This window comes from Streptomyces botrytidirepellens (assembly GCF_003721215.1).
In the GTDB taxonomy this organism is placed as follows: domain Bacteria; phylum Actinomycetota; class Actinomycetes; order Streptomycetales; family Streptomycetaceae; genus Streptomyces; species Streptomyces himastatinicus.
The window spans coordinates 18355-40525 of the sequence record NZ_RIBZ01000324.1; the positions used below are offsets into that span (position 1 = coordinate 18355).

General features: G+C 73.1%; 14 protein-coding genes and 1 pseudogene. 4 read left to right on the top strand and 11 right to left on the bottom strand.

Translation table 11 applies throughout. The features are described 5' to 3' along the window. Positions 1 to 58 precede the first annotated feature (58 nt). Positions 59 to 4477 carry an nSTAND1 domain-containing NTPase gene (locus tag EEJ42_RS28780; RefSeq protein WP_123104452.1) on the top strand — a complete coding sequence of 1473 codons (4419 nt, stop codon included), beginning with the start codon at positions 59 to 61 and terminating at the stop codon, positions 4475 to 4477. Here EEJ42_RS28780 and EEJ42_RS28785 read toward each other — a convergent pair. From EEJ42_RS28785 to EEJ42_RS28810, 6 genes and pseudogenes are all read right to left on the bottom strand, one after another. Continuing rightward, entirely contained in the window at positions 4465 to 7686 is a 3222-nt protein-coding gene (locus EEJ42_RS28785; RefSeq protein WP_123104454.1) for a bifunctional [glutamine synthetase] adenylyltransferase/[glutamine synthetase]-adenylyl-L-tyrosine phosphorylase, read from the bottom strand. The two genes, EEJ42_RS28780 and EEJ42_RS28785, sit on opposite strands and share 13 nt — an antisense overlap. Positions 7687 to 7831: 145 nt before the next feature. Beyond that, entirely contained in the window at positions 7832 to 8875 is a 1044-nt protein-coding gene (locus tag EEJ42_RS28790) for an SHOCT domain-containing protein (RefSeq protein ID WP_246097457.1), read from the bottom strand. A gap of 121 nt (positions 8876 to 8996) precedes the next feature. Next, positions 8997 to 9626 carry a maleylpyruvate isomerase family mycothiol-dependent enzyme gene (locus EEJ42_RS28795; RefSeq protein ID WP_123104494.1) on the bottom strand — a complete coding sequence of 210 codons (630 nt, stop codon included), beginning with the start codon at positions 9624 to 9626 and terminating at the stop codon, positions 8997 to 8999. A gap of 70 nt (positions 9627 to 9696) precedes the next feature. Further along, positions 9697 to 11246 (bottom strand): annotated as a pseudogene (locus EEJ42_RS28800) (tripartite tricarboxylate transporter permease). 3 nt (positions 11247 to 11249) lie between these two features. Next, positions 11250 to 11789 carry a tripartite tricarboxylate transporter TctB family protein gene (locus tag EEJ42_RS28805; RefSeq protein ID WP_123104458.1) on the bottom strand — a complete coding sequence of 180 codons (540 nt, stop codon included), beginning with the start codon at positions 11787 to 11789 and terminating at the stop codon, positions 11250 to 11252. Continuing rightward, a complete protein-coding gene (locus tag EEJ42_RS28810) occupies positions 11786 to 12763 on the bottom strand; it encodes a Bug family tripartite tricarboxylate transporter substrate binding protein (RefSeq protein ID WP_123104496.1) in 978 nt (325 codons plus the stop codon). Before EEJ42_RS28810 ends, EEJ42_RS28805 begins: the two co-directional genes overlap by 4 nt. A 186-nt stretch (positions 12764 to 12949) precedes the next feature. On the opposite strand from EEJ42_RS28810, the gene EEJ42_RS28815 reads away from it, so the two are divergent. The 3 genes from EEJ42_RS28815 (at position 12950) to EEJ42_RS28825 (ending at position 17417) form a co-directional block, all read left to right on the top strand. Next, on the top strand, positions 12950 to 13630 hold the full coding sequence (locus EEJ42_RS28815; protein ID WP_123104460.1) for a response regulator: 681 nt from the start codon (positions 12950 to 12952) through the stop codon (positions 13628 to 13630). A 65-nt stretch (positions 13631 to 13695) separates the two neighbouring features. Then, the gene (locus EEJ42_RS28820) at positions 13696 to 15843 is read left to right on the top strand and encodes a hypothetical protein (RefSeq protein ID WP_123104462.1); all 2148 of its coding nucleotides are present in this window, start codon (positions 13696 to 13698) and stop codon (positions 15841 to 15843) included. After that, positions 15840 to 17417 (top strand): ABC transporter substrate-binding protein, encoded by a 1578-nt coding sequence (locus EEJ42_RS28825; protein WP_123104464.1) that lies wholly within the window; start codon positions 15840 to 15842, stop codon positions 17415 to 17417. Before EEJ42_RS28820 ends, EEJ42_RS28825 begins: the two co-directional genes overlap by 4 nt. Before the next feature lie 9 nt (positions 17418 to 17426). Here EEJ42_RS28825 and EEJ42_RS28830 read toward each other — a convergent pair whose 3' ends face one another. From EEJ42_RS28830 to EEJ42_RS28850, 5 genes are all read right to left on the bottom strand, one after another. After that, positions 17427 to 18095, bottom strand: coding sequence for a helix-turn-helix transcriptional regulator (locus EEJ42_RS28830; RefSeq protein WP_123104466.1), 669 nt, complete (start codon positions 18093 to 18095; stop codon positions 17427 to 17429). Beyond that, positions 18092 to 19243 carry a threonine synthase gene (locus EEJ42_RS28835; RefSeq protein WP_123104468.1) on the bottom strand — a complete coding sequence of 384 codons (1152 nt, stop codon included), beginning with the start codon at positions 19241 to 19243 and terminating at the stop codon, positions 18092 to 18094. Before EEJ42_RS28835 ends, EEJ42_RS28830 begins: the two co-directional genes overlap by 4 nt. Positions 19244 to 19331: 88 nt before the next feature. Continuing rightward, the gene (locus EEJ42_RS28840; RefSeq protein WP_246097459.1) at positions 19332 to 20222 is read right to left on the bottom strand and encodes an HAD family hydrolase; all 891 of its coding nucleotides are present in this window, start codon (positions 20220 to 20222) and stop codon (positions 19332 to 19334) included. Between the two features lie 63 nt (positions 20223 to 20285). Further along, the gene (locus tag EEJ42_RS28845) at positions 20286 to 21089 is read right to left on the bottom strand and encodes a phosphatase PAP2 family protein (protein ID WP_123104470.1); all 804 of its coding nucleotides are present in this window, start codon (positions 21087 to 21089) and stop codon (positions 20286 to 20288) included. Between the two features lie 50 nt (positions 21090 to 21139). Then, positions 21140 to 22165, bottom strand: coding sequence for a LacI family DNA-binding transcriptional regulator (locus tag EEJ42_RS28850; protein ID WP_063735708.1), 1026 nt, complete (start codon positions 22163 to 22165; stop codon positions 21140 to 21142). Between the last annotated feature and the right edge of the window lie 6 nt (positions 22166 to 22171).

Genomic DNA, 22171 nt, shown 5'->3' on the forward strand with positions numbered 1-22171 from the left:
TTCGGCTACCGTGATGTCCGTTACGCAGGGGTGACACGACGGGGCCGGGGGGCATGCCGTGACGGCTGTTCGCGAACAGGATGTTCTGACGGCCGCGCTGGTACGGATCCACACCCCGACCGGGGTCGTGGTCGGTGCCGGGTTCCTCGTCGACACGGACGTGGTGTGCACCTGCGCCCACGTCGTCGCCCAGGCGCTCGAACGGTCCGAGGTCCCCGGGGAACCCCCGGCCGACGCGGTGGCGTTGGACTTCCCGCTGCTCCGGGACGCGGAAGGGGCCCTACCGGTCGCCCGCGCCACCGTCGTCACCTGGCGGTGGGCCGACGACGGCACCGGCGACGTCGCGCTGCTGAGGCTGGACCGCCCGGTGCCCGGCGCCCGTCCGGTGCCCCTGGTGGACGGCACCCAGGTGTGGGGCCACGGCTTCCGCGTACTGGGCTACCCCCGGGGCGCCGAACAGGGCGTATGGGCGGCCGGGACGTTGCGCGGGCCGCAGAGCGCGGGCTGGCTCCAGATGGAGGCGGAGTCGGCGGCCCGCCGCGTATCGCCCGGATTCAGTGGGTCCCCGGTGTGGGACGAGGAGCAGGGCGGCGTCGTCGGCATGACGGTGGCCGTCCAGCGGGGCGACGCCTCGACCACCGCCTATCTCATCCCGTCCGCGTCGCTGGTCGACGAGCGGGTGCTGCGCCCGCGCTGCCCCTTCCGGGGGCTGTCGCAGTTCCGGGAGGAGGACGAGGAGTTCTTCCACGGCCGTGAGGACGACGCCCGTCGCCTGCGCGACGCCCTCGGCCGGGCCATGCTGACCGTGGTCGTCGGCCCCTCGGGATGCGGTAAGTCGTCCCTGGTCAGGGCCGGTTTGCTGCCCTCGTTACGGGCGGCGGGGACGACCGTCTCCGAACTCCGCCCGGTCCCCGGGGCGCGCCCGGCGGCCGCCCTCGCCCGCACGGTGATCCCGCTCCTGGAACCGGACGCCGGTGAGGTGGAACGGCTGCGGAGGGCGGCGGAGCTGGCGGATCTGCTCCAGGGGCGGGCGGCGGCCGCGCACTCGGGGGATGCCGATCCGGGGCCGGGTGGTGAGCCCGACGCCGTCCCCGAGCCCGACGCCGTCCCCGAGCCCGACGCCGTCCCCGAGCCCGACGCCGTCCCCGAGCTTGACGCCTCGCAGGCGTCGAACGGCGTCGCCGCCGGGCTGGGCGCGCGCCTGGCCGCCCGGGGCGGCCGCGGCGGGCATGTGCTCTTCGTCGACCAGTTCGAGGAGTACGCCACCTCCGAACCCGCCGCCGCCCGCGAGCTGTTCGCCCTCCTGATCGCCCTCGGCAGCGAGGCCGGGCCACCCCAGGAACGCGCCCTGCGCATCGTCGTCACTGCCCGGTCCGAAACCCTCGACACCCTGGTGACCCCGCGGACGGCCGACGTGCTCAGCGACGCCACCCGCTTCCTCGCCCCGCTGTCCTCGCACAACCTGCTCCGCGCGATCACCGCCCCGGTCGACGCCGTCCCCGGCCTGTGGTTCGAGCCGGGCCTGCCCGAACGGATAGCCGCCGACGCCGCGGAAGAGCCCGGGCGGATGCCCCTGGTCGAGTTCGCCCTGACCCGGCTGTGGGAACGGCGCAGCCGGTCGATGCTCACCCACGCCGCCTACGACGCTCTGGGCGGCGTGCCCGGAGCCCTGGTCGGCTACGCCGAGGACGTCTTCCGCGACCATGTCACCGAGGCCGAGGAACCCACCGCCCGTCGGCTGTTCGCCCAGCTCACACGCCCCGACGACAGCGGCGGCTTCTCGCGCCTGCCCGCCCGTACGGCCTACCTCGAACCCGACCTGCGCGCCCTCGCGCGGCGGCTCGGTCCCACCAAACTGGTGGTGCACGGCCGGGCGCCCGACGGCGAGGAGATCGTCGATCTGGCCCATGAGGCGCTGACGAGACTCTGGCCGCGACTCCACCGCTGGCTCGTGGACTCCAAGGAATTCCGGGCGTGGCAGGAACAGCTCCGCGGCGATCTGCGGCGCTGGCGGGAGCAGGGGAACGAACCGGGTGACCTGCTGCGCGGTGGCACCCTGGCGGCGGCCGTGGACCGCCTGGCCCGGCAGCCCGAGGACATCACTCCGGCAGAACGCCACTACATCGAGGCGAGCCGCCGCCACGAGCGACGCGGCAGACGGCGGTGGCGCATCGTGACCGCCGGGCTCACCGCCCTGGTCCTGGTGGCGGCGACGCTGTCCTTCGTCGCCTGGAGCGGTCAGCAGCGGATCGAACAGCAGCGGCGCACCGAGGCGTCCGGCCTGCTCGCCGAGGCCGCCAACCGCCGTGCCGGCAGCCAGCCCGCCACCTCCCTGCAACTCGCCCTCGCCGCGTGGCGCACCGATGGCACACCGCAGGCATCGGCGGCCCTGCTGCGCCAGTACGTCCGGGGCCAGCGGCTCACCGGCAGCCACCCTGCGCTGTGGCCGGGCCGCTTCACGAGCATGACGGCCACCCCGGATGGCCGTACGGTGATCATCCGCTCGGTCCCGGAACGCAGCAAGCGAAGCGTCATAACGGTGGTCACCGGCCTGCCGGAGGGACGCCCCCGCCCATGGCGGCTGCCGGGTGTCCCCACTTCGGAGGCCAGCGGTGCCCTCAGCCCCGACGGCCGCAGCTACGCCCTCGGCACGGCGGACGGGAACGTCCGCGTCTGGGACCTGCGGAAGCGCACCGAGCCGCGCCTCCTGCGCACCGACGACGAGGCAGGCCTCAAGGTCCACGACATCACCCTGGACTTCAGCAGCGACAGCCGACGGCTGCTCAGAACGCTGGAGTGGCAGAACGAAGACCGCACCGGGTTTTCGGCGTGGGACGTGCGGACCGGCGGCCGACTGCCCACCGCACCGGAGGTGATACCCGACGGGTACGGCTCGGACGCCGCCTTCACCACCGATCCCGACACGGTGGTCCTCACCCGCCTCACCGACGATCGTCCCCGCCAGCGGGCGGAACTCCGCGACCTGCGCACGGGCCGTCTGGTGCGGACCGTGCCCGCAGGCACTTCCGTGAGCGTCAACGGAGGAGGCGAACTCGTCCAGACGAGCCAGGAGCGCCGTTCCCGCGTGCTGAAAGTCGGGCGCGACACGGCCAGGCACGTGGCGAACGCACGCGTCGAACCCGACGTCGCGCGGGATGTCACCGGCGAGTACAACGTCATGGCACATCCCTCGGACAACGGGTACTACGCCGTACTGACGCTGACCGCACTCCGCACCGGCGCGACGTACGGCACCACGGTGCCGCTGTCCTCCTCCGTCGACGCGCTCTCGGACCACGGTGTGGGCGCCGTGGCGCGGTCCGATGGAACGCTGTCCGTCTACGTCGCCGCCGGAGACGCGCTCATGACCGCGAGGGCCGTGCCGGTGACGCTGCCCCGCCTCGACCCGGGTGTCGAGGCGACCGACCCGCGCCACGAGCCGTCCCCCGACGGCAAGCGGGTGGCCAAGGTGTTCGGAGAACACCTTGAGATCCTCCCCACGGACGGGGAGGCGAGCAGGACGGTCACCCTGCCCCCGGCAACCGGACTATACGGGTGGATCCCGCTGTGGACGGCGGACTCACGACGACTCATCCTGTGGGGCCGGGGATCGCAGCGTCTTCAACTGATCTCGATGGACGATCCCGGGCGCGGCGTCACGCTGGATCTGGCGGGCATCCTGCCCGACGGACCGGCGGGGGAGCTGGAGACCGTGGAGACGATGCGCGGAAACGAGATCGCCGTGCTCACCGTGCAGGGCACGTTGGTACGAGTGGACATCACCACCGGGAAACCCCTGGCGCGGCCGGTACACGTGGGACGCCTCACGCCCCGGACCGCCTCCGACGCCTTCGCGTCCTACGGACAGCTCCGCGCCCGCCCCGGCCACCCCGACCACATGGTGGTGATCACCCGGGACGGATTGCGGGACGGCAAGGTCCAGCTATGGGATCTGCGCATACGCAAACGTCTCAGATCCCTCTCGGTAGGCCCCATCCAGGGGGCGCCCGTCTCCGGCAGCTACAAGGTGAGTGTCGCCTTCACCCGCGACGGGGAGCACCTGGCGACGGAGAACACCGACCACTTCGTGCGGGTGTGGAACGTCGACCGCGGCACCGTGCTGAACAAGCCCCTGCCGGTCCGTGAGGACGACGGGTTGGTCGGCTTCAGCGGGCGCGACCGGCTGGTCACGGAAGGCGCGGCCGACTCCCTCTACACCGTCTGGAACGTCGACACCGGCGGTTCGGTCGCCGAACTGCCGTCCCCCAACAAGACGTACGCCGCCGCCGTCGGCAACGGGCGCCTCCTCACCGCAGGGGACGGCTGGTTCCAGGCCACGGACCTCGACCCGGACCGCGCCTTTCGCCACCTCTGCGCCGCCGTGGGCCGCGACTTCACCGCCGCCGAGCGCAGGCTGCTGCCACCCGGCGCACCGCGCGACGCGCCCTGCTCGGCGGCGGGGCGTCAGTCCTCGTAGTCGTAGAACAGCCGCTCCACCACGGCCCGCGCACGCCGCGTCGTGCGGCGGTAGTCGTCGAGCATCTCGCCGACGTGCCCCGGGCCGTAGCCCAAGTAGCGGCCCACCGCGGCCAGTTCACGCGAGTCGCTGGGGAAGGTGTCGCCCGGGCGGCCGCGGACCAGCATCACGCCGTTGCGGACCCGGGTGGCCAGCACCCAGGCCTCGTCCAGGGTCTGGGCGTCCTCGGTGCTGATCAGGTCGGCCGCGTGCGCCGCGGCCAGGGCCCGGCGGGTGCGGGTGGTGCGCAGCCCCGGCTCCGCCCAGCCGTGGCGCATCTGGAGCAGCTGAACCGTCCACTCCACATCGCTGAGACCGCCGCGGCCCAGCTTGGCGTGGGTGGTCGGGTCGGCGCCGCGGGGCAGGCGCTCGGACTCCATGCGGGCCTTGAGGCGGCGGATCTCGCGGATGGCGTCGTCGCCCAGCCCCTCGGCCGGATACCGCAACGGGTCGATCAGCTCGATGAAGCGCGCCCCGAGGTCCGGGTCGCCCGCGACCGGTTCGGCGCGCAGCAGCGCCTGGCTCTCCCAGACCAGCGACCAGCGCCGGTAGTACGCGGCGTACGAGGCGAGGGTGCGCACCAGCGGGCCGGACTTGCCCTCCGGGCGCAGATCGGCGTCGATGAGCAGCGGCGGATCGGCGGTGGGCAGCTGGAGCAGCCGCCGCATCTCGTTGGCCACGGCGAACGCGGCGCGCGAGGCCTCCTGCTCGTCGGCGCCCTCGCGGGGCTCGTGGACGAACAGCACGTCCGCGTCCGAGCCGTAGCTCAGCTCATGGCCGCCGAACCGGCCCAGGCCGATCACGGCGAAGCGGGTGGGCAGCTCGTCGCCCCAGGTGTCGCGGACCGCGGCGCGCAGCGCGCCCGCGATGGTCGCCGCGTTGAGGTCGGAGACGGCGTCGCCGACCATGTCGGCCAGCACCGCGGAGTCCGTCGGCTCCTCCTCGGCCGGTGCCGCGTGGGCGGCGGGCCGGGCCGGTACGTGGGGCTCGGAGTCGCGCAGCGCGCGGGGCACCTCGGGCGCCTTCGACGGTACGGCGGGAGCCGTGGCCTTGGCAGTCGCGGTGCGCGACTCCTCGCCGCCCGGCGGCGGCCAGCTCACAGTGGGCCGTACCGACCCGTTGGCCAGCCGCGCGCTCTCGATCACGTCCGCCGCCGCCGTACGGAACAGCTCGCGCCGCCGCACCCCGCGCGCCGCGGCCACCGCCTGCTCGGCGCCGTCCGCGCGGCCCACCGCGGCCAGCACTTCCTGCTCCAGATGCTCCCGCCCGCGCGGTCGCAGCCCACCCGGATCGCCGAGCAGGGCGACCGCCTCCGGGGCGCGCAGCAGCAGATCGGGGGCGAGGCGCCCGGCCGAGAGCACCCGCGCCAGATTCTCCGCGGCCGCGCCCTCGTCCCGCAGCAGCCGCAGATACCAGGGCGTCTTGCCCAGGGCGTCGGAGACCTTGCGGAAGCCCAGCAGCCCGGCGTCCGGGTCTGCGGAATCGGCGAACCAGCCCAGCAGCACGGGCAGCAGCGTACGCTGAATGGCCGCTTTCCGGGTCACACCGGACGCCAAAGCCTCCAAATGACGTAGGGCGCCGGTCGGATCCGCGTAGCCCAGTGCCTCGAGCCGCTGCCCCGCCGCCTTGGAGCTGAGCCGGGCCTCGCCCGGTTCCAGCTGGGCGACCGCGTCCAGCAGCGGCCGGTAGAACAGCTTCTCGTGCAGCCGCCGCACCTCGCGCGCGTGCCGCCGCCACGCCGTCCCCAGCTCGGCCACCGGCTCCGTACGGAAGCCCAGCGACCGGCCCAGCCGCCGCAGGTCCGCCTCGTCCTCCGGCACCAGATGGGTGCGGCGCAGCCGGTACAGCTGGATGCGGTGCTCCATGGAGCGCAGGAAGCGGTACGCCTCGTCCAGCGCGGCCGCGTCCGAGCGCCCCACGTAGCCGCCCGCGGCCAGCGCGGCGAGCGCGTCCAGGGTGGTGCCGCTGCGCAGCGACTCATCCGTCCGCCCGTGCACCAACTGGAGCATCTGTACGGCGAATTCGACGTCCCTGAGGCCGCCGGGACCCAGCTTCAGCTCCCGGTCGATCTCGGCGACCGGGATGTTCTCGACGACCCGGCGGCGCATCTGCTGCACATCGGGGACGAAGTTCTCGCGCTCGGCCGCCTGCCAGACCAGCGGCGCCACCGCGTCCACGTACGCCTGCCCGAGCACGCCGTCGCCCGCCACCGGCCGGGCCTTCAGCAGCGCCTGGAACTCCCACGTCTTGGCCCACCGCTGGTAGTAGGCCAGGTGGCTGGAGAGCGTCCGCACCAGCGGGCCGTTGCGCCCCTCCGGCCGGAGATTGGCGTCCACCGGCCAGATCGTGCCCTCGATGGTCACGTCCGAGCAGATCCGCATCAGCCGCGCGGCCAGCCGGGTGGCCGCCTGCACGGCCTTGCCCTCCTCCACCCCGTCCACGGTCTCCGCCACGAAGATCACGTCGACGTCCGAGACGTAGTTCAGCTCGCGCCCGCCGCACTTCCCCATCCCGATCACCGCCAGCCGGCACGCCGCGGCGTCCTCGGGCTGCTCCTCGGCCGCGATCTCCAGCGCCGCCCGCAGCGTCGCCGTCGCCAGGTCCGCCAGCTCGGCCGCCGCCTGCGTGACATCGGTGGTCCCGCACACATCGCGCGCCGCGATCGCCAGCAGCGCCCGGCGGTACGCGACCCGCAGCGCGTCCGGCCGCGGCATCCCCGCCCCCGGCTCGCCCCAGATCCCCTCGGCCAGCGCCTGCTCGAACTCGGGCGTCGTCGGATGCAGATCCGCCGGCTCGTACGTCAGCAGCGCGTGCCAGGCCTGCGGATGCCGGGCCAGATGATCACCCAGCGCCTCGGACGCCCCGAGCACCCCCAGCAGCCGGTCCCGCAGCGGCTTGGCGGCGACCAGCGTGTCCAGCAGCGCCTGCCGCGTCCCCGCCTCGTCCCCGTCCCCGGCCTCCTCGGGCAGCGCCTCCACCAGCCGCACCAGCCCGAGCAGCGCCAGATCCGGATCGGCGGTCCCGCCGAGCGCGTCCAGCAGCACGGAGTCGGCCCGCACGCCGGCCACCTCGGGCGAGTCCAGCAGCCGCTGCGCGGCGGAGGGGTCGGTGAAGCCGTGCCGGAGCAGCCGGGTGAAGGTGCTGCTCCTGCGTCCCTGCGGTACGGCCATGCGTGCCGCCTCCGTCCCGTGTCTCCGTCCCACGCCCTGCCGTGATCAAGGCCCGCTGCCGAGCCTAAGCGACGGGGACCGCGAAGCGGCAGGTCCCGGGGGAGTGGGGCGCCGCGGTCCTCGGCGCCGCGCCACCCGGCGGCTCTCACAGCCGGTCGAGCAACTGCCGTTTCTTCTGCTCGAACTCGGCCGAGGTGAGGACACCGGCCGCGTGCAGCTCGCCGAGCTTGGCGATCTGGTCGAGGATGTCCTGGGGCACGGCCGGGGCGCTGGGCGGTGCCGGGACCGGGGCCGGGGCCGGGACCGGGGGCGGGGCCGCCCGCCCGAGGGAGCCGAGGGCCAGGCGCAGCGCCTCGTCGAGGCGTGCCAGGTCCTCCCCCTTGAGGCCGCCGAACTCGACGACGAGCCCCCGCAGGGTCTCCACCTGGAGGACACCCTGGGTGATCTTCTGCTTGCCCGCCACCGCCCTGATCTCCGCGAGCCGGAGCACGGACAGCTCGTTGCCGGAGAACGTGGACTTGACGAACATGAGCCGCTGGTTCGTGAGGACGGCCGTGCCCGGGCCCGTGTCGTCGCCGAGGCGGCACTCCGCCACGACGAACACCTGCTCCCCGCCGAGGAGGTAGCCGGGCAGCCGCTTGAGGACGTACCGGCACCGGTCCCCCGTGGCCGAGGCGAGACCGGCGGCCATGATGTCCTCGCGGGCGGCGGCCTCCGGGCCGACCTTGCGGGCGAACTCGGCGATGCGCTGCTGTTCCGCGGCGTACTCGCCCGCGGCCCGGTCCGCCTCGGACCTCTCCCTGGCCCGTTCGCGCTGGGCCGGCCAGGCCACCAGAGGGTCGTTCGCGGCCTCGTAGGCGACGGCCACGTCGATGTCCTGGGCCTCGTTCGCGCGTACGACGTTCCAGAGGTACTCGTGGAGAGCCCGGAACACCTCCCGCTGCCCGTACGTGAAGCCGATCGTGTTGGGGTCCTCGTCGGATCCCACCGGGACCAGGACGCGCCCGCCGAACCACAGGTGAAGGCGTCCGCGCCGCAGCCGGGTCGCGTCCTTCAGCTCGACACCGGACAGCGCCTGGAAGGGCAGCACGCGCGGCGGGAGGGGCTCCGGCCTCAGATCTGTCCGGCAGACGGTGAGCGATGCGGGGCCGATCTCGACCCAGCCGCCCACACCCTCGTATCTGACCATCGAGCACCCTCCACCCGTTTGTGCAGCCCCCAACGTCCGCCCTCCCGCGGGCAGATGAACGCACACCGTGATGCGGGCACACAGTAGAGAGGTCCGCGAAGCCTGTGAAGGGGACCGCCCCTCAGGCGAGGACGAAGCGGCCGCCCGGCTCGCCGTGCAGGCGGCCCGGCGGGAGCCTGCGGCCGTAGGCGACCAGGAGCAGGTCCTGGGCGGTGCCGGTCAGGGGGGTGCCGGTGCCGTAGGACCAGTCGAGGTCGTCGGCGCGGAGCTGGACGCCGGTGAGGTCGGCGCCGAAGAACTTCAGGGTGCGGGCGTCGACGGTGGCCAGGAGCGCGCGTACGCGGTCCTCGGGGACCCGGCGGTCCAGGCCCAGCGCGACGGTGATGTCCAGGCCGTGGATCACGTCGTGGCCGAGTGCCGCCGTGAAGCCGCCGACCGGGGGTGTCCAGGGATGGTGGGCGTTGTCGCGGAGGTACGCCGCGAGTTGGGCCGTGGAGGACGCGGCCGCGTCCTTGCGGGCGAGGCGGTCGGTCATGCGGTGCAGGCCGCCGCGTGCCTTGAGGAGTTCGAGCAGGGTCCGGGGCAGCGGGTAGCGGAATCCCTGCGACATGTGCGCCGCGACCTCCCGCACCCGCCACCCCGCGCACAGCGAGGGGGTGTCCCACTGTGCGGGGGTCAGGTCGTCCAACAGGTCGGCCAGCTCGCGGCGTTCGGCCGCGATCGCGTCCTTGATGTTCCCCGTTGTCTCCATGTGTTCCAGGGTGCCGGGGTGTACGGCCATACCTCCAAGAGCTGGTTGTTCTCAGTGTCAGAAGGGATGGTTATCGCTGGGTCTTCGCGCGCGGGAGCAGTTTCCGGACCCCCGGCCAGGCCACGATCAGCAGGATCACCACGTACACGGTCACCGCGAAGGGCGTGTTGACCAGGCCCGTGAGGCTGCCGTCGCTGATCTGGAGCGCGCGCCGCAGCTGGAGTTCCGCGCCGGGGCCGAGGATGACGCCGATGACGGCGGGCAGCACGGGGAGTCCGTAGCGCCGCATGAGCAGGCCCAGCAGGCCGATGATGAGCAGGATGACCAGGTCCAGCGGCTCGCCGCCGACCGCGTACGCGCCGACGGCCGCGAAGAAGAGGATGCCCGCGTACAGGTAGGGCCGGGGGATGCGGAGCAGCTTGGCCCAGACCGGGGCCAGCGGCAGGTTGAGGACGATCAGCAGGCCCATGGCGATGAAGAGTGAGGCGATCAAGCCCCAGACCAGGTCCGGTTCGCGCTCGAAGAGCAGCGGGCCGGGCTGGATGCCGTACTGCTGGAACGCGGCGAGCATCACCGCGGCGACGGCCGTGGTGGGCAGGCCGAGCGTGAGCATGGAGACGAGCGTGCCCGCGGCGGACGCGGAGGCCGCCGACTCGGGGCCCGCGACGCCCTCGATGGCGCCCTTGCCGAACTCGTCGCGGTGCTTGGAGAGCCGCTTCTCGGTCACGTAGGAGAGGAAGGTGGGGATCTCGGCGCCGCCCGCGGGGATGGCGCCGAAGGGGAAGCCGATCGCGGGGCCGCGCAGCCAGGGGCGCCAGGTGCGGCGGAGTTCGGCCTTGCCGAGCCAGGGGCGGCCGACGGGGATGGGCCGGTCGGGGCGGGTCCGCAGGTGCAGCGCCACCCACAGCGCCTCGCCGATGGCGAAGAGCCCGACGGCGACGATCACGACGTCGATGCCGTCGGCGAGCTGGAGCGAACCGAAGGTGAGCCGCTGCTGTCCGGTGAGCCGGTCCAGGCCGACGAGNGGAGCGAACCGAAGGTGAGCCGCTGCTGTCCGGTGAGCCGGTCCAGGCCGACGAGGCCGAGGGTGAGGCCGATGAGGAGCGAAGCGAAGCCGCGGATGCGGGAGCTGCCGAGGACGGAGGTCACGGCGACGAACGCCAGGACCATGATGGCGAAGTAGTCGGGGGCGCCGATGTCGACGGCGAGGTCGGCGACGGTCGGGGCGAGGAAGACCAGCAGGACCGTGCCGATCATGCCGCCCGCGAAGTGCCCGATGGCGGCCGCGGCGAGGGCCTGCGCGCCGCGCCCGGACTTGGCCATGGGATGGCCTTCCATGGCGGCGACCACGGCCGCCGTCTCGCCCGGGGTGTTGAGCAGGATGGACGTGGTGGAGCCGCCGAACATGCCGCCGTAGTAGATGCCCGCGAACATGATGAACGCGGCCGTCGGGTCGAGCCCGTACGTGACGGGCAGCAGCAGCGCGACCGCCATCGCCGGGCCGATGCCGGGCAGGACGCCGATCGCGGTGCCCAGCAGCACGCCGACGGCCGCCCACAGCAGGTTGATGGGGGAGAGGGCGGTGCCGAAGCCGTCGAGGAGGGAGTTCAGGGAATCCATCGGTCAGAGCACCCCCATGAGCGGCCCGCCGGGCAGCGGCACCGAGAGCAGCCGGTCGAAGACGAAGAACGTGACCACGGACAGCACGGCCGCGACGATCGGGTCACGCGAGAAGGAGCGGCTGCCGAGCGCGTACGCGGAGCCCCAGAAGAGCAGCGCGCCGGAGATCGGGAAGCCGAGGGGCTGGATGAGGACGGCGTTGCCGAGGAAGACCCCGGCGAGGAGGAGCACGGTGCGCCAGTCGCCGGGCGCGCTCAGGTCGATGTCCTCGCCGCCCTCGGCCTCGCCGCGGCCGCCGCGCAGGACGTCCACGGCGAGGAGGACCGCGACCAGCAGAAGCCCGGCGCCGACGACGACGGGCACGGTCTTGGGACCGACCGGACCGCGCTGCGCGAAGCTCGCGTCCATGGTGAGGGCGTCGGTGAGCACGAGGACGCCGAGGACCAGCAGCAGCGCGCAGACGCCGAGTTCGGAGCGGCCGCGCAGGCGCTCCGCGAGACCGGAGGGCGGCGCGGGCGCGGGGCCCGTGGGGGTGTCGGTCACAGTCCCAGCTCCTTGAGCACGGTGTCCACGCGCTTGTCCTGCGCGTCCAGGAAGCGCCCGAAGTCCTCGCCCGTGAGGTAGGCGTCGGTCCACTGGTTGCGCTTGACGGCGTCCTTCCACTCCTGGGAGGCGTGGAGCTTGGCGATCAGGCCGGTGAGCTTGTCGCGTTCGCTGTCGCTCAGGCCGGGCGGGGCGACGATGCCGCGCCAGTTGGTGAACGTCACATCCAGCCCGGACTCCTTGAGCGTCGGCGCGTCGAGCCCCTTCGGCCGCTCGGCGCTGGTGACCGCGAGCACCCGCAGATCGCCGGACTTGATCTGGTCGAGGTATTCGCCGATGCCGGAGACGCCGAAGGCGACCTTGCCGCCGAGGACGGAGGCCAGCAGCTCGCCGCCGCCGTCGTACGCGATGTAGTTGACGGTCTTGGGGGCGATCCCGGCGGCCTTGGCCATGAGCATGGGGGCCATGTGGTCAGGGCCGCCGGGTGAGGAGCCGCCGCCCACCGGGAGGGCGTGCGGCTTCTTGCGCCAGTCCGCGAGGAGTTGGTCGAAGGTCCGGTACTTGGAGTTCTTGGCGACGACCACGATGTCCGGCTCCTCGGTGAGCCGGGCGATGGGGGTGGTGTCGGCGAGCGAGGAGGGCGCGTGGTTGGTGTGGACGGCGCCGACGACGCCCAGTCCCATCGACATCGCGAGCTTGCCGTTGCCGCGCTCGGCGACCAGCTGGCTCAGGCCGACGGTGCCGCCGGCGCCGGGGAGGTTGAACACCTCGATGTTGTTGGCGAGGTCGGCGTCCTCGGCACTCTTGGCGGCCGTACGGGCGGTGATGTCGTAGCCGCCGCCGGGAGTGTTGGGCACCATGAAGCGCAGGCCCGGAATGTGGGTGCCGCCCGCGGAGCCGTCCCCGGAGCTGATCAGTGGCGGCGCGAGGAGGACGAGCAGGGCCGCCGAGAGCACGGCGAGCGGGGTACGCAGGGCAGGACGCAGCGGCAGGCTCGGACGCTGTCGCACCTGGTGACACCACCTTTCGGGCTTGCCTGTGAGGTGCGCCACATGTTGCCTATGGGTTACCGGGCTGTCTCTCTTCCGGTAGTAAAGGACGTTGTGGTCGTTGAGTTCGCGGCGTGATCGCGGGCCTGTACGCGGGAAAGGGGCCGGCCGGTGACGACAGTGCTGGTCGTCGAGGACGACTTCATGGTGGCCAAGCTGCACAGCCGCTTCGTGGCCGCCACGGAGGGCTTCACGGTGGCCGGGGTCGCGCACACCGGGGCCGAGGCGCTGCGCGCCGCCGAGGAGCTCCGCCCCGACCTGGTGCTCCTCGACGTCTATCTGCCGGACATGGACGGCATCAGCGTGCTGCGCGAGCTGCGCGCGAAGGCGGAGGACGGCGGCCACCATGTGGACGCCCTGTTCGTGACCGCCGCCAAGGACGCCCACGTGGTGCGCGAGGCGCTGCGCGCGGGGGCGCTGCACTACCTCATCAAGCCGTTCGACCGGGCCGCGCTCCGGGACCAGTTGCGGCACGCGGCGGCCCTGCGCGCCCGCCTCGACACCCTCGGCGAGGCGCGCCAGGAGGACGTGGACCAGATCTTCGGCGGCCGCCCGCGCGCCTCCCGCGAGCTGCCCAAGGGGCTGGCCCCGCACACCGCCGACCTCGTGGAGCGGACCCTGCGGGCCCACGCCGACGGGCTGTCCGCCGCCGAATGCGCCGAGGCGGGCGCCTTTTCGCGGGTGAGCGCGCGCCGCTACCTGGAGTACTTCGCCGATACGGGCCAGGCCGAGGTCACCCTGCGCTACGGCAGTACGGGCCGCCCCGAGCACCGCTACCGCTGGATCGCCTGATGTCCGTACATGGGGGGCGTGTTCGCCGGGTATAGCGGGGGGAAGGGCGAGCCACGGGGGGCACGATGGGGAGCGGCCTGTACAACCTCGATCGCGTCATGGGCACGCTGGCTCCGGCGCTGCTCGGGATGCCGCCGGGCGGCGGGCCGTGGGAGAAGCGGCGGTTCCCGGCGGGCGAGCCCGTGGTGGAGGTCGTCGGCGGCCGGGCCACCGGCAAGACGGCGCTGCTGGACGCCCTGTACGACGGTTATCACGCAGCGGTGCCCACGGCCCGGGTGGATCTGGCGGACGCCCCGTACTCGGCCGACGACCAGGGCGACCGCGACCGGCTGGACACCGCGCACGCGTCGCCGGTGACCAATCTGCTCTTCACCGTCTCCCACCAGCTCGGCTACGAGCGCGACGGCACCAGGCACACCCTGACCTTCCCGCGGCTCTCGCCCGCGCTGCTGGTGATCAGCGCCTGGCGCCCCGAGGCCCGGGACCGCGACGAGGTGCAGCCGCCCGATCTGGTGGCGGCCGAGGAGGAGTTGGGGGAGCTCCTCGACCAGCGGAACCCCGACGCGCAGGCGCGCAAGGTGGTCATCGGGCGGTGGCTGAACGCGCTGGGCGGGGTCGTGGCGGGGCTGCTGCCCGGGGTGCCGGGGCTCCAGGAGGTGCTGAGCGCGGCCACCGACACCCTCCTCGCCCGGGGCGACGACGGCCGGCACGGCTCGTCGTGGTGGCACTCCCATCTGGACCGTATCGACGGTGACACCACGCAGCGGCTGTTCGCGCTGGTCCGGAAGTTCCGCAGAGGGGGAGCGGACCGGGACGAGGTGGAGGCCGATCTGATCGCCGCCCTGCTGGCGGACATCGACGGCGCGTACGGCTTCGTGAAGCGCCGGACCCAGCATCCGTCGCTGATCCTGCTGGACAACGTGGACGAGGCGCTGCGGAAGCGCTTCCTCGATCCGTTCGTCGCGCGCTACGCGCGGGACAGCCGGGAGTGGCGCGGGCGCGGGCGCATCATGCTGCCCGTGGTCTTCGCCACCTCGCTCGGGGACGGCTCCGCCGCCCACGCCCTCACCACCGACGCGCCCCCGTGGACGAAACCGGACCGGTGCCCGCCGGAGGCGTGGCTGGTGCGGCTCGGCATCCCCCGGGTCGGCGAGGCGGAGATCCGTACGATGCTCGACGACGCCGTCACGTACCCGCCGTCGCTGCCCACTGTGATCGCCCGGCTGAGCGGCGGGCGCACGGGCGACGCCCTGGCGCTCGCCGGGGCGGCGACGGCACGGCTGCGCGAGCCCGGCCCCTTCGCCCTCGACCAGTTGCTGTCCCTTCCGTGGCCCGGCACGGACGAACCCGTGGGCGCGCGGTTGGTGGCGCGGCTGCTGCCCGACGGGGGCGTACGGGAGGAGGTGCTGCGGATCGCGCCCGCGCTGGACGCGGAGGCCGCGGCGCGGCTGCTGCGGGCCGACCGGGCGGCGCTGCCCGGCCTCAGCCCCGATCTGCGCGTCAGACGGCTGCGGGACGCCACCCTGGAGCGGCCGCACTGGGACCACCGGCCCTGGCCGGTGCCGCACCCCGGGGAGCCGCCGCTGATCACCGACCGGGCGCTGCGCGCGCTCCTGCTGCACGGCGTGAGAACCGGGGCCGACGAGGCGTCCTGGGCCGGTCTGCACGCCGTGGCGGCCGCCCGCTACAACGACGGCGACGTGCGGGCCCGCGACTCGGACCGGCACGATCCGCGCTATCTGCACCACGCGCTCGCCCAGGGCCGCATCGACACCCTGGTGGTGCGGGCGCTGCACTACCGCTATCTGCACCGCGCCCCCGCCGAGTGGCTGAGCGATCTCAACCTCATCGCGGCCGCGCCCCCGGCATGGGCCGGTTTCGCCCCCGAGGATCCGCCCACGGAGGGCGTGCCCGACTGCGCGTCCTGCGGACCCGGCGGCGATCAGCGCGTCCACGCCGCGATCCGGCGGCTGCTGGCCCTCGTATGGCGGCTGTCCGCGCCGCTGTCGGCGGTGCCGTCGGGCCACCGGGACACCGACCTGGTGCAGGTGCGGACCGCGCTGGAGGCGCTGTGCGCCGAGTACGGCAACAGCCCGCGCCGCGAGCGGGCGTACAACGCGTACGTCGACGCCATCGCGGACGGCGGCTGGATCGACGCCCTGGTCAGCGGGGTTCAGGCCCCTGATCTTCCAGTCAAGGGAAGTAGTCGATGAGCCATTCCGTGACCCGTGCCCTGACCCATCCCCTCAGAGCCATCCGGAACTGGCACTCCGCCCTTCCGCCGATCCGCCGGGTCCTGAACTGGCTCCTGGTGGGGCTGGTCGTGGGCGGTCTCGTGGCGGTGGGCGTCGTCACGCTGACGCCCGACCGCTCGTGCGGCGCCGGGGTCGACAAGCGCGCGGGCGACGACGAGTGCACGGGCGTCACCGACGGCGGCCACGCCTTCATGGCCGAGCTGGGCCCGGTGTCGGACCGCATCAAGGCCGAGAACACGAAGGTCACCAAGAGCGGCAAGGCGTACGCCACCATCGCGCTGATGATCCCCATGACGTTCGGAGAGGACGACGTGGCGGAGCGGGCCCAGGTGGTACGGGAGGTCCAGGGCGCCTATCTCGCCCAGTACCGGGCGAACCACGAGAGCGGCGACGAACCCGCGATCCGGCTGGTGCTCGCCAACCCCGGCCGCGACATGACCCGTTGGAAGGAGGTGTCGGACCAGCTCGCCGGGATGGCGCACTCGGGAAAGGACCGGTTGCGCGCGGTCTTCGGGTTCAACCTCAGCGTCACCCGCACCGAGCAGACCATCGCCTATCTGACCAGGGAGAAGGGCATCGCGGTGGTCGGCGGTCCGATCACCGCGGACGACCTGGGCAACGACCGTGGGAACCCCCGGAGGTACCCGGGTCTCGCGAAGGTCGTGCCGTCCAACCGCGACCAGGCGCGGGCGCTCACCCACCACCTGAAGGTGCGGCCGCGGGACACCTTCCTGGTGGAGGACACCCATGCGGACGACCTCTACGCGCGATCGCTGCGCGCCGCCTTCCGCGCGGAGACGAAGGGGACGCCGTACTCCGAGCAGTACGACTCGTCGAAGGCCATCCCGAACGACTTCGTCCAGATGGTCAACAACCTCTGTGACTCCCGCGCCACCACGGTCTACTTCTCCGGCCGCCCGCCCGCGCTCGCCCATCTGATCAGGGCGCTGGGCAAGCGCGGCTGCGCGGACCAGCACTACCGTGTGGTCACGGTCTCGGGCGCGTCGACGCTGGCGTACGACCCCTCGATGGACTGGGACGCGTTCTCCTACGGCGCCGGGCTGACCGTCGAGTACGCGACCATCACCCACGAGAGCGCCTGGACCACCGGCAACCCGCCCCGGACGGGCGGTTCCGCGGCCGACTTCCGGGCCCTCAGCACGCTCGTCGGCGGCGGGGACAAGGCCTCCGCGGTCGGCGACATCGGCCCGACCGGGCTCGCCGACGGCCGGACGATCACCACCTACGACTCCGCCACGACGGCCATCGCGGGCATCCGCAACCGCACCACCACCAAGGGGCAGGTGCCGGACCTGGATTCCATCGCGGCGGCGTGGCCGCGGCTGCACGGGGACCAGATGGTGCGCGGGGCGAGCGGCTGGATCTGCCTCAACGGCTATGGCACGCCGTACGACAAGGCGGTGGCCATCGTGCGGCTGTCGCCCAGGAAGGACCGGCACATCGAGTTCGAGAAGCTCGCCTGGCCGGACCGCCACCCGCCCGCCGAGCAGTGCACGGCCGCACCGGACTGAGAGGGGCCTTCACGGCGCGCGCAGGTAGTTGTAGACCGTGGCGCGCGAGACGCCGAGGAGTTCGGTGACGACCTGCACCGAGTGCTTGACCTGGAGGAAACCACGGGTCTGGAGGGAGCGGACGAGTTCCTTCTTGGCGGCGGAGCCGAGGCCCCGCGGGGTGTGGCCGCGGGCGGCGGCGAACTCCTCGACCACGGTGCGCAGTTCGGTGACGGTACGGGCCCGCAAGGTCTCCATGAGGGGCTGTTCCTGATCGTCGGTGCGGACCAGGTTGGTGAGGCTGCGGGCGACGCTGGCGAAGAGGGAGACGTCCAGGTTGAGGCAGATGGCGGCGACGTAGGTGCCCGCGCTGTTCTTGATGCCGATGGAGGTGCTCTTGGCCGGGCGGCCGTCCGGGAAGCGGTTGGCGTAGTTCTGGACGATGCCGGGGAAGACGGGGTCCTCGATGCGGGCGAGGCCGAGTTCGGTGGCCGGGTCGCCGACCGACCGGCCGGAGAGATTGGACTCGATGGCGCGGATGGCCTGGTCGGGGCGGCGCAGATCGTGCAGCACCACCTCGCACAGGCCGGGGAACATCCGGCCGATGGCGGTGACGATCTTCTCGGCCTCGCGCAGCAGCAGTTCGTCCTCGGCACTGCCGCGGAACGCGTCCCCGGGCTCCGGCTCCTGGTCGGTCATCGCGGCTCGCTCCCCTCCGGGCCGAACAAGGCGCCCATCGTCGTCGCCGCCTTCAGCCCCGAGCCGGTCAGCAGGACGACGGTGGTCTCCCCGGGGCGGATCGCGCCGCGGGCCCGGAAGACGTCGATCGCCGCGGCCGCGGTCGCGCTGGTCGGCTCGGCGTACAGCCCCATGGCGGCCAGCCTGCGGACCGCGGCGACGATGGCGTCCTCGGGGACGGCGGCCATGTCCCCGTCCGAGCGGCGGATCGCGCTCACCACCTCCGGCAGCCGGACGGGTTCGCGGATGGCCGTGCCCTCGGCGATGGTCGGGGAGAAGGCGGGGGCGGCCGTCTCACCGTGGAACGCGGCGTGGATCGGGGCGCAGTTGGCGGGCTGCGCGACCAGCAGCCGCGGCCGCCGGGCGATCTGGCCCGCGGCCAGCAGCTCGCCGAAGCCGAGGTCGCAGCCGAGTACGGTGGACCCGGCACCGGCCACGGTCACCACGGCGTCGGGGGCGGCGAACCCGAGGTCCTCCCACAGCTCGTACGCGAGGGTCTTGGTCCCCTGGAGGAAGAAGGGGTGCCAGTTGTGGCTCGCGTAGTACGTGGCGGCCGACTGGCGCAGCGCCTCGGCGGCGGTGGCGTCCCGGTCGCCGGGCACCAGCTGGACGTCGGCGCCGTACGCCCGGCTCTGGAGCACCTTGGCCGGGGACGTCGACTCCGGGGCGAGGATCCGGGCCCGGATCCCGGCGGCGGCGCAGTACGCGGCGACGGAGGCGGCGCCGTTGCCGGAGCTGTCCTCGATGACCTCGCGAACGCCCCGCTGGGCCAGCAGGGAGATCATCACGCTGGTGCCGCGGTCCTTGAAGCTGCCGGTGGGGCTGAACCACTCCAGCTTGAAGCGCACCCGACCCCCGCCCCAGTCCTTTTCGACCAGCGGCGTGCATCCTTCACCCAAGGACACCGGGGCGTCGATGCGCACCGGGAGGGCCGCTCGGTAGCGCCACAGCGACCGGGCCCCGGTGTCCACCTGCGCGGGGGTGATGCCGGGCAGTGCGGAGACGGTGAGGGGCGCGCCGTCGTCGCCGCACCAGCGCGGCTCGTCGATCGGATACGAGGCGCCGGAGCGCTCGTCGACGTAATGTGGTTCAGCTCGCACCTTGGACATTCTGTGTAGTTGTATAACCAACGTCAAGGTCTCGGACGGCGACTCAAGTCAAGAGCAAGCCGGGATCAAGGTGCGCTCAAGCGGGTGCTCAAGCGGGCGCGACGTGCGCGAACAGCCGTTCCACCACCACCGCCACCCCGTCCTCGTCGTTGCGCGGTGCCACCTCGTCGGCCAGCGCGATCAGATCCGGATGCGCGTTGCCCATCGCGACCCCGTACCCGGCCCAGCCCAGCAGCGGGATGTCGTTCGGCATGTCGCCGAAGGCGATGGTGTCCGCGGGGGCGAACCCCATCCGCTCCGCGGCCAGTCCCAGCCCCACCGCCTTGGTGATCCCCGCGGGCAGCACCTCGATCATGCCCTTCTCCGAGTGGGTCACCGACACCTCGCCCGCACCCGCCCGCGCCGCGGCCGCCGCGACCCGGTCGTCGGCCACCGACCGGTGGCGCATCAGCACCTTCTCGATCGGCTGCGCCCACAGCGCCTCCCGGTCCACCATCGCGTCCCAGCCCGGCCGCCGCCCGTCGGCGAACCCGGCCGTGACCACGAAGCGGTTCTCCGGCGCCGCGGTCACCACGGCCAGCTCCAGCGGGCCCGCGGCCAGCGCCTCCTCGGTGCGCGCCACCACCGACCGGGCCAGGTCGCGGTCGAGCGCGGCCGAGACCAGCAGCCGGTCCGCGGTCGCGTCGTACAGCTGCGCGCCCTGCCCGCACACCGCGAGCCCCCGGTAGCCGATCGCCACCAAGAACTCCCGGCAGGACGCGGCCGGGCGGCCGGTGACGACCAGATGCCGCGCCCCGGCGCGCCCCGCGGCGGCCAGCGCGGCACGGGTGCGCGGCGAGACCGTCAGATCGCCGCGCAGCAGGGTGCCGTCGAGGTCGGTGGCCACCAGGTGGAAGGGCGGCTCGGCGGCCCGGGGGCGGGGGAGTAAGGCTCCGGGGGCGGGAGCGGCGGAAGTGGCAGATGTGGCGTCGATGTACACGGTGCATCAGAATGGCGGGTCGGCCGGGGCCGATCAAACCGTGCAGGCAGGCGCCGACACCCCTCAGGCCGGGCGCAGCTCGCCCTCGGGCGCCCGCCGCCGCCCGGCCACCTGCTTCGGCAGCCGGTACGGCAGCGCCCCGTACCAGGCGTACGACAGCCCGAAGCCGAAGGACAGGCAGATGATGCCGCCGACCGCGTCCATCCAGAAGTGGTTCGCCGTCGCGACGATCACCAGCAGCGTCGCCGTCGGGTACAGCAGGCCCAGGACCCGCACCCACACCGGGCGGGCCAGGGTGGCGATGGTGAGGCCGCACCACAGCGACCAGCCGATGTGCATCGAGGGCATCGCCGCGTACTGGTTGGACATGGTGGCCAGGTTCCCCGACGCCATCGAGCCCCAGGTGTGGTGCACCACGACCGTGTCGATGAAGTGCCCGCCGTGCATGAGCCGGGGCGGGGCCAGCGGGAAGAGGTAATAGCCGAGCAGGGCCACGCCGGTGGTCGCGAAGAGGGCCAGCCGGATGGCGGCGTAGCGGCCCGGGTGCCAGTGGTAGAGCCACACCAGCACGCTGAGCGTCACGATGAAGTGCAGCGTGGCGTAGTAGTAGTTCATGCCGACGATGAGCCAGCTGACCGAGTCGCTCGCATGGTTGACGCCGCGTTCGAAGGCCATCCCGAGCCGGTGCTCCCAGTCCCAGATCCAGCCCGCGTTGCGCAGCGCCTCGGCGCGCTGCTCCGGGACGGCGTTGCGGATTAAGGAGTACGTCCAGTAGCTGACCGCGAGCAGGACGATCTCGAACCAGAGCCGGGGCCGCCGCGGCGTCCGCAGCCGGTCCATCGCGGTCCGAGAAGTCGCTTCACCCATAGGGCAACAGTCTGCCAGAGATGTCCGATACGGGGTGGGGTTATGTCCCGTTACGGGCGGGCGCCGTGCGCCGCGGCGGTGGACCCGCGGACCACCAGTTCGGGCAGGAAGACGAACTCGCTGGGCGGCGCCGGGGTGCCGCCGATCTCCTCCAGCAGCGCCCGCACCGCCGCCTGCCCCATCGACTGGACCGGTTTGCGGATGGTGGTCAGCGGCGGGTCGGTGAAGGCGATCAGCGGGGAGTCGTCGAAGCCGACCACGGAGACGTCCTGAGGTACCCGCAGCTCCCGCCGCCGGGCCGCGCGTATGGCGCCCAGCGCCATCATGTCGCTGGCGCACACCACCGCCGTACAGCCCCGGTCGATCAGCGCGCCCGCCGCGGCCTGACCGCCCTCCAGGGTGTACAGCGAATGCTGGATCAGCTCCTCGGACTCCTCGGGCGCCACCCCCAGCCGGTCCCGCATCGCGTGCTGGAAGCCCTCGATCTTCCGCAGCACGGGCACGAACCGCTTTGGCCCGAGCGCGAGCCCGATCCGGGTGTGCCCGAGGGACACCAGATGAGTGACGGCCAGCAGCATCGCCGCCCGGTCGTCGGGCGAGATGAACGGCGCCCGCACCTTCGGCGAGAAGCCGTCCACCAGCACGAACGGCACGCCCTGGCCGCGCAGCTGGTCATAGCGCTGCATATCGGCCGAGGTGTCCGCGTGCAGCCCGGAGACGAAGATGATCCCGGCCACGCCGCGGTCCACCAGCATCTCGGTCAGCTCGTCCTCGGTCGAGCCGCCGGGGGTCTGGGTGGCCAGCACCGGGGTGTAGCCCTGCCGGGTCAGCGCTTGCCCGATCACCTGGGCGAGCGCGGGAAATATCGGGTTCTCCAGCTCGGGCGTGATCAGTCCCACCAGCCCGGCGCTGCGCTGCCGCAGCCGCACCGGCCGCTCGTAGCCGAGCACGTCCAGGGCGGCGAGGACGGACTCGCGGGTGGCCGACGCCACCCCCGGCCTGCCGTTGAGGACGCGGCTGACGGTGGCTTCGCTGACCCCCGCCTGGGCTGCGATGTCAGCAAGCCGTGCGGTCATGGAGTG

Bases quoted from the DNA above. Each gene is read 5' to 3' on its own strand.
- EEJ42_RS28785 (WP_123104454.1), bottom strand. From the start codon at position 7,686: ATGGCCGTACCGCAGGGACGCAGGAGCAGCACCTTCACCCGGCTGCTC.
- EEJ42_RS28790 (WP_246097457.1), bottom strand. From the start codon at position 8,875: ATGGTCAGATACGAGGGTGTGGGCGGCTGGGTCGAGATCGGCCCCGCA.
- EEJ42_RS28795 (WP_123104494.1), bottom strand. From the start codon at position 9,626: ATGGAGACAACGGGGAACATCAAGGACGCGATCGCGGCCGAACGCCGC.
- EEJ42_RS28820 (WP_123104462.1), top strand. From the start codon at position 13,696: ATGGGGAGCGGCCTGTACAACCTCGATCGCGTCATGGGCACGCTGGCT.
- EEJ42_RS28825 (WP_123104464.1), top strand. From the start codon at position 15,840: ATGAGCCATTCCGTGACCCGTGCCCTGACCCATCCCCTCAGAGCCATC.
- EEJ42_RS28830 (WP_123104466.1), bottom strand. From the start codon at position 18,095: ATGACCGACCAGGAGCCGGAGCCCGGGGACGCGTTCCGCGGCAGTGCC.
- EEJ42_RS28835 (WP_123104468.1), bottom strand. From the start codon at position 19,243: ATGTCCAAGGTGCGAGCTGAACCACATTACGTCGACGAGCGCTCCGGC.
- EEJ42_RS28845 (WP_123104470.1), bottom strand. From the start codon at position 21,089: ATGGGTGAAGCGACTTCTCGGACCGCGATGGACCGGCTGCGGACGCCG.
- EEJ42_RS28850 (WP_063735708.1), bottom strand. From the start codon at position 22,165: ATGACCGCACGGCTTGCTGACATCGCAGCCCAGGCGGGGGTCAGCGAA.